This window comes from Tabrizicola sp. YIM 78059 (assembly GCF_004959785.1).
Classification (GTDB): domain Bacteria; phylum Pseudomonadota; class Alphaproteobacteria; order Rhodobacterales; family Rhodobacteraceae; genus Tabrizicola; species Tabrizicola caldifontis.
Genome location: NZ_SJZH01000002.1, coordinates 136575 through 152123, shown reverse-complemented (window position 1 = coordinate 152123; position 15549 = coordinate 136575). Strand labels below are relative to the sequence as shown.

Annotated in this window: 14 protein-coding genes; all 14 read left to right on the top strand. The window is 65.2% G+C overall.

The window, feature by feature from the left end; translation table 11 throughout:
• The 14 genes from EZM81_RS03375 (at position 1) to EZM81_RS03310 (ending at position 15547) form a co-directional block, all read left to right on the top strand.
• On the top strand, positions 1–1080 hold the full coding sequence (locus EZM81_RS03375) for a glycosyltransferase family 2 protein (protein ID WP_136644782.1): 1080 nt from the start codon (positions 1–3) through the stop codon (positions 1078–1080).
• 77 nt (positions 1081–1157) lie between these two features.
• Entirely contained in the window at positions 1158–3422 is a 2265-nt protein-coding gene (locus EZM81_RS03370; RefSeq protein ID WP_169052294.1) for a GNVR domain-containing protein, read from the top strand.
• Complete coding sequence (locus EZM81_RS03365; RefSeq protein ID WP_136644780.1) at positions 3397–4233, top strand: family 16 glycosylhydrolase; 837 nt, start codon at positions 3397–3399, stop codon at positions 4231–4233. Before EZM81_RS03370 ends, EZM81_RS03365 begins: the two co-directional genes overlap by 26 nt.
• Before the next feature lies 1 nt (position 4234).
• Complete coding sequence (locus tag EZM81_RS03360; RefSeq protein WP_135450042.1) at positions 4235–5491, top strand: O-antigen ligase; 1257 nt, start codon at positions 4235–4237, stop codon at positions 5489–5491.
• 33 nt (positions 5492–5524) lie between these two features.
• Complete coding sequence (locus EZM81_RS03355) at positions 5525–7069, top strand: phosphoribosyltransferase family protein (RefSeq protein WP_136644779.1); 1545 nt, start codon at positions 5525–5527, stop codon at positions 7067–7069.
• Positions 7066–8010 carry a glycosyltransferase family 2 protein gene (locus EZM81_RS03350; RefSeq protein WP_136644778.1) on the top strand — a complete coding sequence of 315 codons (945 nt, stop codon included), beginning with the start codon at positions 7066–7068 and terminating at the stop codon, positions 8008–8010. The genes EZM81_RS03355 and EZM81_RS03350 overlap by 4 nt, the downstream gene beginning before the upstream one ends.
• A complete protein-coding gene (locus EZM81_RS03345) occupies positions 7991–8833 on the top strand; it encodes a polysaccharide deacetylase family protein (RefSeq protein ID WP_169052293.1) in 843 nt (280 codons plus the stop codon). The genes EZM81_RS03350 and EZM81_RS03345 overlap by 20 nt, the downstream gene beginning before the upstream one ends.
• A gap of 275 nt (positions 8834–9108) precedes the next feature.
• Positions 9109–9294 (top strand): Flp family type IVb pilin, encoded by a 186-nt coding sequence (locus EZM81_RS03340; protein ID WP_136644776.1) that lies wholly within the window; start codon positions 9109–9111, stop codon positions 9292–9294.
• A 93-nt stretch (positions 9295–9387) separates the two neighbouring features.
• Positions 9388–10206, top strand: coding sequence for a Flp pilus assembly protein CpaB (gene cpaB, locus EZM81_RS03335; RefSeq protein WP_136644775.1), 819 nt, complete (start codon positions 9388–9390; stop codon positions 10204–10206).
• A gap of 26 nt (positions 10207–10232) precedes the next feature.
• Positions 10233–11759: a pilus assembly protein TadG-related protein gene (locus EZM81_RS03330; protein WP_136644774.1), complete on the top strand. Its 1527-nt coding sequence runs from the start codon at positions 10233–10235 to the stop codon at positions 11757–11759.
• 5 nt (positions 11760–11764) lie between these two features.
• The gene (locus tag EZM81_RS03325; protein WP_135450050.1) at positions 11765–12265 is read left to right on the top strand and encodes a TadE/TadG family type IV pilus assembly protein; all 501 of its coding nucleotides are present in this window, start codon (positions 11765–11767) and stop codon (positions 12263–12265) included.
• Positions 12262–12906 (top strand): TadE/TadG family type IV pilus assembly protein, encoded by a 645-nt coding sequence (locus tag EZM81_RS03320; RefSeq protein WP_136644773.1) that lies wholly within the window; start codon positions 12262–12264, stop codon positions 12904–12906. Before EZM81_RS03325 ends, EZM81_RS03320 begins: the two co-directional genes overlap by 4 nt.
• A gap of 26 nt (positions 12907–12932) precedes the next feature.
• Positions 12933–14153, top strand: a complete 1221-nt coding sequence (locus EZM81_RS03315) for an AAA family ATPase (protein ID WP_136644772.1) — start codon at positions 12933–12935, stop codon at positions 14151–14153.
• Positions 14154–14155: 2 nt separating this feature from the next.
• Positions 14156–15547, top strand: a complete 1392-nt coding sequence (locus tag EZM81_RS03310) for a CpaF family protein (RefSeq protein ID WP_135450053.1) — start codon at positions 14156–14158, stop codon at positions 15545–15547.
• Positions 15548–15549: the final 2 nt, after the last annotated feature.

The following is a 15549-nucleotide window of genomic DNA, read 5'->3' as shown; positions in this document are numbered from 1 at the left end:
ATGACGCCATATCCCCTTGACGACGTCCAGCCGGCGACCGCCGGTGGCACGCCCGGTCCACCGGGGCGGATCGCCATCGTCATTCCGACGCTGAACGAGGCGCGCCACATCATCCGGGTGATCCGCGCCGTCGCCGGTGGCGCCGATCGGCTTGGGGCGCACATTCTGGTTGTTGATGGCGGTTCGACCGATGGCACACTGGACCTGGTCCGGCAGGAAGCCCGCCATCGGCCCGGGCTTTTCCTGCTGCACAACCCCGGGCGTCTGCAATCGGCCGCCGTGAACCTTGCCGTCAGGCATCTTGGCGATACGGCCGACTGGATCATTCGCGTGGACGCCCACGCCGACTATCCGCATGACTACTGCGAGGCACTTTTCGCCGAGGCTTGCCGGACCGGTGCCGACTCGGTCGTCGTCAGGATGCACGCGACGGGCCGGGGACTGATGCAGCGCAACATAGCCGCAGCGCAGAATTCGCTGTTCGGCAACGGCGGTTCGGCCCATCGTGGCAGTGGCGAGGGCCGTTTCGTCGAACACGGCCATCATGCGCTGATGCGGGTGGCGGCATTCCGCAAGGTCGGTGGCTATGATGAAGGCTTCAGCCACAACGAGGATGTGGAACTTGACCAGCGGCTGGTGAAGGCGGGGTTCCGCATCTGGCTGACCGCGGCGACAGTCATGGAGTATCACCCCCGCGACACCTTGCGCGGCGTGGCCCGGCAGTATTTCAGCTTCGGGGCCGGCCGGATGGCAACGGCCCGAAGGCACCCGGGCAGTCTGCGCAAGCGGCATTTCATCCTGATCGGGCTTGCGCCGGTCGGTGGCCTGGCGGCCTTTGCGCCGGCCGTACCGCTGCTGGCACTGCCGCTTGGCCTTTGGCTTTGCGCCTGCCTTGGGGCCGGCGTCGTGACGGCCCTTCGGGCAGGGAAACCGGCAATACTGGCATGTGGTGTGCCGGGGGCCGTCACGCAGATGGCTTGGTCCTTGGGCTTCTGGGCCGAGGCATTGCGCCTGCGAACGGGCGTGGCAGGGCAAGGGCCCGGATCCGGCCATGCGCCACATGAGATGACCGGAAGGTGACAGTGAAGCGAATGCTCGTGCAAATCAAAGACAGCGATCCCGGTATCGTACAGGGGCCGAAGCCGACAGTCGGCCCGGTGCGCAAGGGCAGGGAGATTGATCTGAATGCCCTGGTCGCTGCAGTCATCCGGCAGAAGAATGTGGTCATCGCGGCTGTTGCCGTCGCGCTGCTGCTTGGCCTGCTGCATGTCCTGACGGCGCCGCGGGTCTACATGGCCTCGACCCAGGTGATGATCGGCGATGACGTCGCAGGCGTCGGCAACGGCTTCAACCGACCCACGTCGATGACGCAAAGCGAGGTGACGCTGGAAAGCGCGTTGAGGGTGCTGCAATCGCAGACCCTGGCGCTGGCGGTCGTGGACAAGCTGCGCCTGCATGAGAACGAAACCTTCATGTCACCGCCCCGGTCCTTGCCCGGGCGAATCGTGCAAGGTTTGCGCGCGGTGCTGTCAGCCATCATCCCCGGCGGCGGGCCCGCTGCGGATCTGGCAGATCCGCAAGCGGCCGAACTGCACAAGCGCATGGTCGCGGCCGATGCGCTGCGCGAGAGCATCGACGTTCGCCGCGAAGGACGCAGCTCGGTCTTTCTTGTGCGCTATGCATCATCCGACCCGCAGCTTGTCGCGGCCATCGTGAATGCCTATGGCGAGGCTTTTGTCGCCGATCAGCTGATCGGCAACGTCGAGGCATCGGCCAGGGTGCTGGATTGGCTGCAGCAACGCCTGTTCGTCATTCAGGACAACTCGACCCAGGCCGCCCTGCGGGCCGAAGAGTACCGGGCGCGCAGCGGGTTGGAGACGATCGAGGGCGAACCGATCACGGTCCAGATGATCGCCCAGCTCAAGTCCGACCTTGCCAGGGCCACGGTCGAGCGTGCGCGGCTGCAGGCGCTGAGCAAGACCTATGACGAGCTGCGCCAGCTGGATCCGGAACGTTTCGTTGAATCCGGTGCCGCGGGGGCGCGTGTCCCGGATGCAGAGTTTTCGGCCGGCCAGGAACGTCTGCTCAGCCTGCAGCAGCGGCTTGACGAAGCCGAACGGCGTTACGGGGCGGACCATGCAGAGGTTCGCCAGCTGCGCGAGCGGATTGCCATGGAGGGTCGCGCCCTGCAGCGCGAGATGCAGCGTCTTTACGAGACGACCGCGAATGCCGTGCGCGCTGTCGAAACCGAGATTTCCATGCTGCAGAACAGTATCGACGAAATCTCGAACGAGAACCTGGATCTTGCGAAATCGCGTGTGGAACTGCGCGCGCTGGAGCGTCAGGCCGAGATCTACGAAGCCCTGAACGAGACCTATCTGCTGCGTCTGAAGGATCTGGAACAGACCCAGACCTTCCCGGTCACCAATGTGCGGGTGCTATCCTTTGCGGATGTGCCGCAAAAGCCTGTCGCCCCCCGCAAGACCATGGTTCTTGCGATCATGCTGATCCTGGGGGCGATCGCCGGCGTCGGTGCTGCCCTGTGGCGGGAACGCCTGGAACGGGTGATCCGTACGCGGGAAGACCTGCAGGATGCCAGCGGCTTGCCGTTCCTTGGCTATCTGCCCGTGATGGCGCCCGATGACATGGACGGTGCGACCGAGCCCGAAACGGCAAGCAGACCGGCACGCGGCAGCGACGCCCCCCGCAAGGCCTTCAGGCATGAATTTGCCGTGCTGAAGAATCCCAGATCCCAATATTCCGAAACGCTGCGCAACATTCGTATCGCGGTCGAATCCTCGGGCGGTGGCAAGACGGGCTATGTGCTTGGCGTGGTGTCGATCCGCCCGGGTGAAGGCAAGACGACGTCGGCCAGGAACCTGGCGGCCCTTGCGGCAGTTGCGGGACGGTCGGTCCTGCTGGTGGATGCCGACGTCAGGACCGCTGCCCTGAGCCGGGGATTGCGCCAGTCGATGGGCGTGGGCCTGCGCGAGGTGCTGACGGGGCGGGCCGCCCTGGAGGGGGCGCTGCGGCGTGAAGTGAACACGGGCCTGCATTTTCTGCCCTTCACCTCTTCGACGAATGACGCCACGGCAGGCGATCTGATCGGCGTGCCGGAGTTCCGAAGCCTGATCAACGAGGCCCGCCGGCGCTATGACCTGACGGTGATCGATCTGGCACCCCTCGCGCCGGTTTCGGATGCGCGCGCGCTGGCCCCGTTGCTGGATGGCCTGGTGATGGTGCTGGAGTGGGGGAAGGTGTCGAAGGAAATCCTGCAGGAGGTTCTGTCCGCGGACTCTGCCCTATACGAAAAGCTGATCGGGATTGCCCTGAACAAGACCGACATGGATGCCCTGGCGCGCTACAGCCGCACCACCCCATTCGAAGAATACTATGATGGCTACAGTGAACCCAAATCGTGATCCGAGAGCGCGCCGCAGGTGCGATGCTGCGCTGAAGCCCTTGCGGGCGGCAGGTTACGGCCTGGTCGTCTGGCTGACCGCGGCAGGCGGCGCAGGGGCAGAACTGGTCCTGGGCGGATCCTTCAAGGATGACTTCACGACATTCGATCCCGATCGCTGGTATGTGTCGGATGGCTGGAGCAACGGCGACCACCAGAACTGCCAATGGTCGGCTTCGGCCGTGGTTCATCTGCCGGGCAGGGTGGCCCTTGACTTCATTGCCGATCCCACCCCGACCCACGCCTACCGCTGCGGAGAGATCCAGTCGCAGCAGCGGTTCGGCTATGGCACCTATGAAGCCAGGATCAAGACCGATGACGGAAGCGGATTGAATTCGGCTTTCTTCACCTACATCGGTCCGGTCCATGGCGAACGGCATGACGAGATCGACTTCGAGATCCTGACAGCCAATGTCGATGAGGTGACCGTGAACACCTATGTCGATGGCAAGCCGCATCACGGCAGTGTCCACCCCCTGCCGCATCCGTCCAATTCCGATTTCATCGTCTATTCCTTCATCTGGGAACCCGGACGACTGCGCTGGTTCGTCGATGGCAAGCTGATCCGATCTGTCGAGGATCCGATCCTCCCGGAACGGCCGCAGAAGATCTATCTCAGCATCTGGGGAACAGAGACGCTGAACGACTGGATGGGTCCGTTCGAACCGCCCGAAAGGCCCAGGCGGATGGAAATCGACTGGGTCGCATACACGGCAGCCGGCGAAGGCTGCCAATTCGAAGGATCGGTCCTCTGCACACTGTCGGACGATTGAGATGACATCTGTCCTGGAACAGAACGGCATCGGCGCACGGCAGGCAGCGGTCATCAGCATCTGCCCGAACACGGTGCTGAGCGCCCTGATCCTGACCTCTCTGGTTTTCGTCTCCTACCTTGGACGAATCAGCGTGCTGGTGTTCCTTGCCGCCGGCCTGCTGCTGCTGTTGCGGCGTGCCGATCTGGCGATGGATGAAACGCGCCGCCACTGGTGGCTTTATCTGCTGCCGGTGTGGTGCATCCTCAGCCTGCTGTGGTCCGAACATCCCGACCTTTCGCTGCGCCATGGCGTCCAGCTTCTGCTCACCTTCCTGATTTCCGTGACGATCGCCAGCAGGCTGTCGCCGCTGGTGTTCCTGCGCGTCCTTTTCCTGTCGCTGATGATCGCGGGGCTGGCCAGCCTTCTGATCGGCAACGTCCGAGAGGACGGTATCTGGATCGGCATCTTCGAAAGCAAGAACTACTATGCCTTCACGATGGTCTCGCTGGTTCTGTGTTCCTTCGCGCTGCTGGCCGATCGCGGGCAGGCCAGGACGTGGCGCCGGGCCGGTCTTCTTGGCCTGCTTGTCGGATTGCCCCAGATCGTGATGGCAGAATCGGTAGGGGCTGTCCTTGCCACGGCATTCGTCTTCGGCGCGGCGCTGGTCATTCTTGGCACGCAGCTGCTGCCGCCCGCACGCCGGATGGCCGCGATTGCCCTGTTCTGCGTCTTTGCCGTTATCGTGGTTCTTGTCTCGATCTACTTTCTTGATGCGATCATCGCGCTAGTGATCGACGTGACGGGAAAGGATCCTTCGCTTACGGGTCGAACCGATCTCTGGGCCTCTGCCATGGACCAGATCTCCCGGTCGCCTCTGCTGGGCACAGGTTATCGGGCTTTCTGGGTAGAGGGGAATGCCCTGGCCGAGCAGATCTGGGCAGACTTCTACATCGCATCGAAATCAGGGTTCAATTTCCACAACCTCTTCCTGTCGAACGCTGTCGATATCGGGATTGTCGGTGTCGTTCTTCTGTTGACCCTGCTGATCCCGGCCCTGCTGCTGAGCACACGCTGGGTTCTCTATACCGGCAGGGCCTCGGCCCTGTTCTGCTTCATGGCCACCGCCTTCGTCATGGTCCTTTCAATGGTCGAGGTGCCGGTCTTTTTCGAATTCAATGCACTGACGGTGATGGTGGTCGCGTCCCTGGCCTATGCCCTGCGGGCCAACCGCGAGGTCGATCTTCTTCACCCTGAAAGTGCCGCACGGATGGTCTGAGTTTTCGTCACGCAACGCAGGAGGCGGCGCAGAATGGAATTCAAAAGCTACGCCGACCTCGAGGCAGACGTGCTGTCCATGCTTCCGCGCCTGCCGCGCGACCTTGACCTGATCGTTGCCATCCCGCGCAGCGGGCTTGTTCCGGCCAGCATGATCGCCCTGCACATGAACCTGCCGATCACCGATCTGCAGGGGTTCTACGAAGGACGGATGCTCGCCTCGGGTGATCGCAGCCTTCGCGGAAAGCGCGCGACCGACGGTTCGCTGAATGTGCTGATCGTCGATGACAGCGTCGGCACGGGTGCCCAGCTGCGCAAGATCCGCGAAGGGCTGGTGGCGCGCGCTCTTCCGCATCGCATCAGCATCGCCGTGGTCCGCATCAGCATCGCCGTGGTCTATGCCACGCCCGTGGGTGCCCCGCTTGTGGATTTCTACAGCAGGCTGGTGCCGACGCTGCGGCATTTCTTCGCCTGGAATGTCATGCATCATGACGCGATCGAGACGTGGTGCGTGGACATCGACGGCGTCCTGTGCCGCGACTGCCTTGTCGAGGAGGATGACGAGGGCGATCGCTACGCGCGCTTCCTCGAAACGGCCGAGCCGCTGTTTCTTCCGACGGCAAAGGTGGGATGGCTGGTCACCGGAAGGCTGGAACGGCACCGCCCCGCCACCGAGGCATGGTTGCAGCGCCATGGGGTGAGCTATGACAAGCTGGTGATGCATCCGGCCGGCTCGAATGCCGCCAGGAAGGCCAGCGGGGGTGGCGGGCGGTTCAAGGGAGATTTCTACCGGAAGATCGAAGCCGGCCTGTTCATCGAAAGCAATGCCTGGGAAGCCGATCAGATTTCCAGAATTTCGGGCAAGCCGGTGCTCTGCATGGATTCGCGATCCATGGTCACGCCCGGCAGCGCCGCCATCCTGCGGAAGGTGGCGCGCAAGGGGCCCGGGGCCTACATTCGCCATGCCAGACGGCTGATCGAGAACTTCCGCGAAAAGCGAAGGAACGCGCGCCACGCAAAGTCGCTTGCAAAGTCAGATAAGGGGAGTGACCGGACTGCCGCCAAAGATGCAGCCTTCAACCCGACCTGGGCCGTTCGGTCACGCCTTCGGGCTGCCCGACCGCTCTCTCACGGGTTTGGCGAAGTCACCCTGATGCGCAAAGACACCCTGCGTGCCCCCGTCCGCCCAGGCCGTGTGCTGGCCGTCGCCGGCGAGCCGCGCCATGGCGACCAGAAGTGCCGTGTAAAGCAGTTGCGCAACCACAAGGGCAGCGAACCACATTGCCACCGCAAATATCAACGACCCGCCAAGTGCCAAGACCGCAATTGCCGTTGCGCCGGCCGTGACGAACATTCCAATCAAAAAGGAAGACAGCTTCATCGTCTGCTCTCTAGCTTGCCCGTATGCCCCAGGTCGCCGTCAGTGCCTGTTATCGTGCGGCGACCTGACACATACGCTAACAACAGGTCAGGTCTGCATCAATGGATGCATGGCAATTATGGCCTAAATAAGCCCAAAACCGCCGAAGCCGGCGGGAATGTCGGGTGGCGCCGAACAGCTTCAGAGGGTCGGCGATGAAGGACACACGATTCAGCGGCCCTTCCGCGCCCGGTCCGCGCGTGGCCTTCGGGGTCTGCACCTTCCGGCGGCCGATCCTGGACCGGACGCTGCAAAGCCTGGCTGCGCAGTCGGCCCTGCAGCAATGCAGCTGCTGCATCATCGTGGCCGACAATGACGACACGCCCTCGGCGCGGGGCGTGGTCGAACGGGCCGGGGTCGGCCAGGCGTTGCCCGTGCATTACGTCCACGCCCCGGCGCGCAACATCTCGGTTGCGCGCAACGCGCTGATGGAGCGGGCCATCGCGCTTGACGCCGATTTCCTTGCGATGATCGACGACGACGAGGTGGCAACCCCCGACTGGGCCGCGGCGCTGATTGCGGAAATCTCGGGCTCGGCCGCCGATGCGGTGCTGGGCCCGGTCCGTGCAAGCTACCGGCCCGGGGCGCCGGCATGGATGCGCAAGGCGGGCCTGCACGATGTTGTCCCGGTCATCCGGCCCGACGGCAGGATCCTGACAGGCTACACCGGCAATGTCATCCTGCGCCTGGGCAGCGGGCGGCTGCGCGACCGCCGCTTCGACCCGGCCTATGGCCGCACCGGCGGCGAGGACGACGTCTTCTTTCACGGTCTGGTCAGGGATGGCGGCACGATCGGCTATGCCCCTGCCGCCGTCGCGTTCGAGGACATCCCCGAAAGGCGCGAGAAACTGGGCTTCCTGCTGCGACGGAACTTCCGCGCGGGCCAGACCTTCGGCCGCATCAACGCCCCGGCGCGCGCCGCAGGGCGGGCCATCCTGTTCGCCACGTCCACGGCGAAGGTGTCCGTGCTGCTGGCGCAGGCCGGGCTTTCCGTTCTTTCGCCGGCGCGACGGACGCGGGCGCTGATGCGCGCATCCCTGCATGCCGGGGTCTGTTCGCAACTTCTTGGGGGAAAGATCCTTGAAATCTACAGATCATAGGCCTTCGGACGGCACGCCTGCGCCGGGCGGGCGTGCCGCACACCCCGCCCCCGGCCAGCCATCCGACCCCGCCCCGCGCCGCACCACGCTGGCGGGCCGCATTTCCTTTGCCGCGGCCACGCGCCTGCGGCTCAGGCGGCTGCCCGATCTGCCGGGGCAGGGGTTCCTCAGCATCAGCTTCGACGACATCCCCCGCTCTGCCTGGACTGCGGGCGGCGAGGTCCTGCGCCGGCACGGGGTGCGGGCGACCTATTTCCTGAACGGCGCCCTGTGCGGCACCATCTTCGAGAACCGCGAACAGTATCGGCCCGAGGATGTGGCCGACATCGCCGCCGAGGGGCACGAGATCGGATCCCACCTTTTCCACCACGTCAGCACGCTTGGCCTGACCCCCGGCCAGGTGCGCCGCGAAATCGCCCTGAACGACGCCTTCCTGCAACAGGCCGTCGGCCCGGGGTTCCGCGCCCGCAGCTTTGCCTACCCCTATGGCGAAATCTCGCTTGGGGCCAAGTGGCTGTGCAGTCGCCGCTTTGCGACATCGCGCAGCGTCCGGCCGGGGCTGAACCGGTCCGGCGCCGATCGTGACCAGCTGCGGATCATCGCCATCGACAACATCTTTGCCCGGGGGGCAGACTGGGGCGCAACGCTGGCCGCCGTCGCGCGCCAGGGGGCCTGGGCCATCGCCCTGGCCCACGGGGTGGACGACAGCGATCACCCCTACAGCTGCCCCGCCGAAAGGCTGGACGGCTTCATCCGGCAGGCAAGGGCCGCGGGGCTGGAAATCCTGCCGATCGCCACGGTGGCAGACCGCCTGGGCGCCTGAGGCACCCGCACGCCGAACCGGCGCCGCATGGCCCGGAACACCGGGGAATCACCCGCCCGTTTCCCGCCATGATTCCCCCGGGCCGGCCACCATTCGGCCACATTCCCGCCCCGGCCCAGCCAATCTTTCAACCGTGGCGGGTAAAGTTCATCGTTCCAGTGGATGCGCCCCGGCACGACGCGGGCGTAGTCTGGTGGCAATGGGCCCGCACTGCTTGCCGCGCCGGGTGCCAGGACTGGACAGGTTTCTGCCAGAGCAACCAGATGGAGTGTAACATGACGAATTTCCTGAAGAAGACCTTCGCCCGCCTGATCAAGGACGAGAAGGGCGTGACCCTGGTCGAATACGGCATCGCCCTGACGCTGGCGGTGACCGTCGGCGTCGGCGCACTGACCGTGCTTGGCACGGATGTGGACGCCGAAATGGGCCAGGCCAGCGGCGTGCTGCAAGCCAACGACTGAACATACAGGGCCGTCCGTAACGCTGCGGACGGCCCTGATCCACTGCCCTCGAGACCGACAAGCCGCCCCCCTTTTCCAGCGCCGGAGTCCCCCATGCGGATCACCTCCCTTCTCACCTTTGTCGCAGGTCTCGCTGTCGCGGGGGGATCCGCCTACATGGTGCGCGACCTGATGGAAACGAAATATGCGCAGGTCGAAGCCCAGGCCTGCACCAACGATCTGGTCAAGGTCGTGATCGCCACGCAGGACATTCCCTTCGGCAAGGTGATCGACGCGGGCAAGCTGGCCGTGATCGACTGGCCGGCATCCGCCCTGCCACCGGGGGCCTTTACCGACCCCGCCGCCCTGCTGCCCGCCGCGGGCACCGACCCGCGCCGCGCCAAGATGGCGCTGGCCAAGGGCGATCTGCTGCTGGCCTCGAAGGTTTCCGGCTTTGGCGAAAAGGTGACGATCGTCCAGTCGCTGGGTCCGAACCGCCGCGCCATCGCGATCAAGGTGACGGCGGAAACCGGTGTCGGCGGTTTCGTCACGCCCGGCGACAAGGTGGACGTGATCCTGACCCATGGCCGGTCCGAGGATCTGAAGACCGTCACCATCCTGCAGAACATCCGGGTGATCGGCGTCGATCAGGACGCCAACGCCGAGACGGACAAGCCCGGCGTCGCCCGCACCGTCACGCTTGAGGTCACCGCCGACGAAGGCCAGCGCCTGGCGCTGGCGCAACAGGCGGGCACGCTCAGCCTTGCCCTGCGCACCATCGAGAACGAGGACGAGCCGGTTCTGGAAGCGATCAGCCTGCGCGACGTGCTGCGCGAGCCCGAGCCCCAGGATGTCGCCGCGCCCGAAGAGGTGACCGTGCGTTCCGTCGTCGTCCGCCGCGGTGTCGAGACCACGGAAGACGAACTGCGCTGACCGGGCCGGAACAGGGGGGCAAAGCGATGCGCAATCCGGCAAGGATCAGGGATTTCGCCCGCAACCAGGCCGGCACCATCCTGGTCTTCTGGGGCATTGCGCTGGGCGTGATCCTGGGGATCGTGGCGCTGTCCTTCGACCTGGGCCGCGCCAGCATCACGCGGTCGGAACTTCAGTCGTTCGCCGACAGCGTGGCGCTGGCCGCGGCGGGCGAACTGGACGGCAACAGCGACGCCATCGTGCGCGCCACCGCCGCCGCGAACCTGATCAGGGACAGCCAGAGCTTTGGCAACACCAGCCGCATCCTTGAAGGGCAGGCCAGCTTTACCCTGACCTTCTTCTCGTCGCTGCCCGCAAACGACACTTCGGCGATGACGGCGGTGACGACCGACCCCGCAAGGGCCGCCTTCGTGCGGGTGACGGTGACGCCGACCGTGGTGGAAAGCACCTTCGGCGCCGCCTTCGCCGCGCTGACCAACCGGCAGAACCGCGACTTCAACCTGGGCGCAACCGCCGTGGCGGGCCTGTCCACCTATGCCTGCGACATCACGCCGATGATGTTCTGCCTGCCAAGCCCGAACTACAGCGCCAAGGACAACATCGGAAAGATGGTGCTGCTGCGCAGGGGAGGCAACGGTGCCGCCTGGGGCCCGGGGGATTTCGGCTTTCTTGACCCGACCGGCATGAAGATCGACCCGACCGGTCCCTGTGCGAAAGAAAAAGGTGCCCAACTGCTTGCCTGCCTTGTCGGGGCAGTGGACCACATCACCCAGTGCTTCAACCAGCGCGGCGTGGACATGGAGCCGGGCCAGAAGGTCGGCCTGGAAGATGCGTTCTTCAACGTGCGCTTCGACATCTATCAGTCGATCATGAACGGCAAGCGCAACGATCCGGATTACGCGCCCGCGCCGAACGTCATCAAGGGACGGGTTCCCAACATTCCTGGTGGCGGCGGCGGCAATTCCGGGGGCGGCAACAGCGGTGGTGGCAACTCTGGCGGAGGTAACAGCGGCGGTGGCAATGCCTGCATCGGCAACAACTCTGACCCGTCGCCAAATACCGTTGCGCTGCCCCGCGACACCTGTTTCGCCAATGGAACCTGCACCCGCTTTGGCGACGGCAACTGGGCCGCCGGCAGGACGAACTATGTCAACGTCAACTACGGTACGCCGTCGGGTGCCCTGAACACACCGGATCCGCACCCGAACGCACAAACGCGCTACCAGTACTACCTGGCAGAGATCGCCGCGGCCCGGTCCGGGCGCATCCTGCCGGCCGGCAGGGCCGAGTCCGGCCTTCCGACCTGCTCGACCCGGCCCCCGGCCCCCCCGGACCGCCGGATCATCACCGTGGCCGGGATCGACTGCGCGGCAAACGGGATCCGCGGCAGCGCAAGCAATGTGCCGGTGAAGGAATTCTTCAAGATCTTCCTGACCGAGCCTGTGGTTGACTTCCAGATCTACGGCGAGATCGTCGGCTCGGCCAGCTTTGCGGGCGAAGGCGGGCAGGACATCGGCGGGCTCGTCCGCGATGTCGTGCAGCTTTACCGGTGACCGCGATGCAGTGCCGCCGTCTTGCCCCCAGGATCCGCCGCTTCGCAGCCGACGAGTCGGGCGCGCAGCTGGTGGAATTCGCGATCGTCCTGCCGGTGATGCTGCTGGTCTTTGCCGTCATCGTCGAGGGCGCGCGGATGATGTGGTCCTATCAGACGGTGATCGCCGGGGTGCGGGATGCCACGCGGTTCCTGGCCCGTGTCGCGCCGCGCAACATCTGCGATACGGGCGGCGACGTGACGGGCTATGCAGCAACTCTGACCGGCATCGTCCGCAACGCAAGCGACGGCCGGTCGATCCTGCCCAGCGGTGTCACGGTCACGGCGGTGGAGCCCAGCCTGACCTGCAATGCGGGCGCCTACCGGTCCGACATGGCCCCGATCGTCACGGTGCGCGCCGATGTGCTGGTGACCTTTCCCTTCGCCGGGCTGTTCACCCTGGTGGGGGGCGACCGCCCGGCGCTGCAGACCAGCGTCACCGACCAGAGCAGGGTCTACGGATCATGACCCGCCGTGCGCCCCCCAGTGTCCGCGCTTCGGCGTTCCTGCGTGACGAGGGCGGGGCCACGCTGGTCGAATTCGCCATCGTGATCAGCCTTTTCCTGCTGATCTTCTTCGGGCTGATCGATTTTGGCCGTCTGGCCTATCATGTGGTCAATTCCGAACGCGCGGTGCATGCCGCGGCGCGGGTCGCCGTGGTGCGCCCGCCGGCCTGCCTCGGCGTGCCGACCTTTGTCTCGCTGTCGGGTTCTGCCCCCGCCGGCACCGACTACGGCACGAAATGCAGTGCCGGGGCGAACATCTGCCAGGCTCCGGCCACGATCACCTGCACCGGCAGCGCCGCGAACCCGACGGCTGCCGAGGTCTGGACGCAGGCGCGCGTGGTGCTGCCGCCGAACAGCACGATCGCCAACCTGCGGTTCACCTACAGCTACGACCCCCGGCTCAGTTTCCTTGGCGGGCCTTATGTGCCTGTCGTCACGGTTGCACTGGAAGGCGTGGACTTTGATTTCGTGACCCCGCTTTCGGCGCTGGCGCGGCTGGCCGGGGCGGCGCCGGGCGGGCCTTCGCCCGGATCGTCGATCCCGATGCCCGCGATAAGCGTCTCCTTGCCGGGCGAGGATCTTGCGCATGGCGGGAATGGATAAAGAGCAGGGAATCCAGGAACGGACAGATGGCCCAGAAAGACAAAGATATCGTCCTGATCTCGGAAGACCCGGAGTTCAACGACCGGATCGGCGCAATCCTCAGCAAGCAGGCCGGACTTTCGGTCACACAGTGCAATAGCTCGCTTTCCGGGATGAACGGCAAGGCGAACGAGTTTGCCAGGTCGTCCGAGCTGATCATCTTCAAGGCCTCGTCCGACGCGCTGAAGGAGGAACAGGCCCTCAAGTCGCTGATCGCATCGGGTGGGACGGCGCGGCTGCTTGCGGTCAGCGACAGCACGGTTCCGTTCGGCGTGGCGCACGGCCTGCTGCGCGCCGGCGTGTCGGAGGTGGTGCCGGATACGATCGAGGATGCCGAACTGGCCAGGGTCGTCAGCCGTCTGTCGATGCCCAGGCGCCTGACGCTGAACCCGCAGGACCAGCGCGAAGGGCAGGTCATCGCGATTTCCAAGGCGCGCGGCGGCATCGGCGCCACGACGCTGGCCGTGAACCTTGCCGACCAGCTGTGCAGTCGCAAGAAGCTGTTCGGCAAGACGGAAAATCGCAAGGTCGCGCTGGTGGACCTGGACCTTCAGTTCGGTGCGGTGGCGGGCTTTCTGGACCTGCAACCCAACAATGCCTTCTACAGCATGGCGCGCGACCGGATCGAGCCGGACAGCGTCTTCCTGCAGCAATCCATCGAGACGACGCCATCGGGCCTGGCCGTGCTGACGGCGCCGGCGGGGTTCATGCCGCTGAACGCGCTTCAGCCCGACCAGGTAAGCGCGCTGATCCGGCGCCTGCGGCAGAACTACGATTTCATCGTGATCGACCTGCCGCATGCCATGGTCGACTGGCTTACCCCGGTTCTCGAGACAGCAAATCACGTGCTGATCGTCAGCGGCACCTCGGTGCCCTTCGTTCAGCAGACACGGCGGCTGATCGACTTCTTCAAGGAACAGAACCCGTCGATCCATGTCGAGGTGATCGTCGGTCAGGAGAAGAAGCCGCTGATCCGGTCGCGCCGCCACATCGAGGCCGCCAAGGCGCTGGAGACCGAGTTCAGGCACTGGCTGCCCCCCGATCCACGGGCGGCGGAAATTGCCATGGATCGCGGCTGTCCGCTGTCACAGGCGGCCAGCGGATCAGCGCTGACCAAGGAAATCGCCCAGATCGCTGCCGACCTGCTGAAGGCGGCCAGCGAGACAAGCCCCACCCATGATGCAAGAGCCGATCGGCCGGGAAGGTAACCATGTTCAAGGATTTCGTCGATCTGTCCCGTCGTGGCAGCAAGGCCGACAAGGTGGTGCCCTTCATCGGGGCAGAACCACCACGCCCGATGGTGCCGGCCGTCATCGTGCCCGAAGACCGGGAGCTGCTTGAGGCGCTGGAACTGAAAAGCCGCCTGCACGAAGTGCTGCTTGAAAGGCTGAACCTCGCCGCCATCGACAAGGTCGAACCTGACGAGCTGCGCCGTGAAGTCTCGGCCCTTGTCACCGAAGAGCTTCGCGACATGGGCAGGCCATTGAAGGCCGAGGACTTCCGCAAGCTTGTCAACGAGCTGATGGATGAAGTGCTGGGTCTGGGACCGCTGGAACCGCTGATGGCCGATCCCACGGTCAACGACATTCTGGTGAACGGGCACAGCAACGTCTATGTCGAACGCAACGGTGTGCTGGAACGGGCGCGGGCGCGGTTCCGGGATGAACGGCACCTGATGCGGATCATCGAAAAGATCGTCTCGCGCGTCGGTCGCCGGGTCGATGAGGCAAGCCCCTGGGTCGATGCGCGGCTCGAGGACGGAAGCCGGGTCAATGCGATCATCCGGCCCTGCGCCATCGACGGCCCCAGCCTGTCGATCCGCAAGTTCTCGCGCAAGCCGCTGACGCTGCGTCGCCTGGTCGAGATCGGGACGCTGACCGAACCTGCGATGCGCTTCCTTCAGGCGCTGGTCCAGGCCCGGATGAACATCCTGATTTCCGGCGGCACCGGATCCGGCAAGACCACGCTTCTGAACGCCATTTCGGCAGCCATCGACGACAGGTCCAGGATCGTGACGATCGAGGACGCGGCGGAATTGCAGTTGCAGCAGACCCATGTCGTCCGGCTGGAAACCCGTCCGCCGAACCCGAACGGGCAGGGCGCCGTCATTCAGCGCGACCTCGTGCGGAACGCGCTGCGGATGCGCCCCGACCGGATCATCGTCGGCGAGGTGCGCGGGGCCGAGGCCTTCGACATGCTTCAGGCGATGAACACCGGGCATGACGGGTCGATGACAACGGTGCATGCGAACTCGGCGCGCGATGCGCTGGGGCGGATCGAGCAGATGGTCACGATGATCGGTCTGGACCTGCCCCTGTCGGCCATCCGCGCACAGATCGCCTCGGGGATCCATATCGTCGTCCAGGCGGCGCGGCTTTCCGACGGCAGCCGCCGCCTGATCAGCATCAGCGAGATCACCGGTCTGGAGGGTTCGGTCATCACCATGCAGGACATCTTCGTGTTCCGCCGGCTTGGGGTCGGCGAAGATGGCCATGTCCTGGGCGAATTCGTCCCGACCGGCATTCGGCCCCACTGCGCCGACGCCCTGATCAGTGCCGGCGCGCATTTCGATCCGGCCGATTTCCAGCTGGGAAGGGGCTGAGC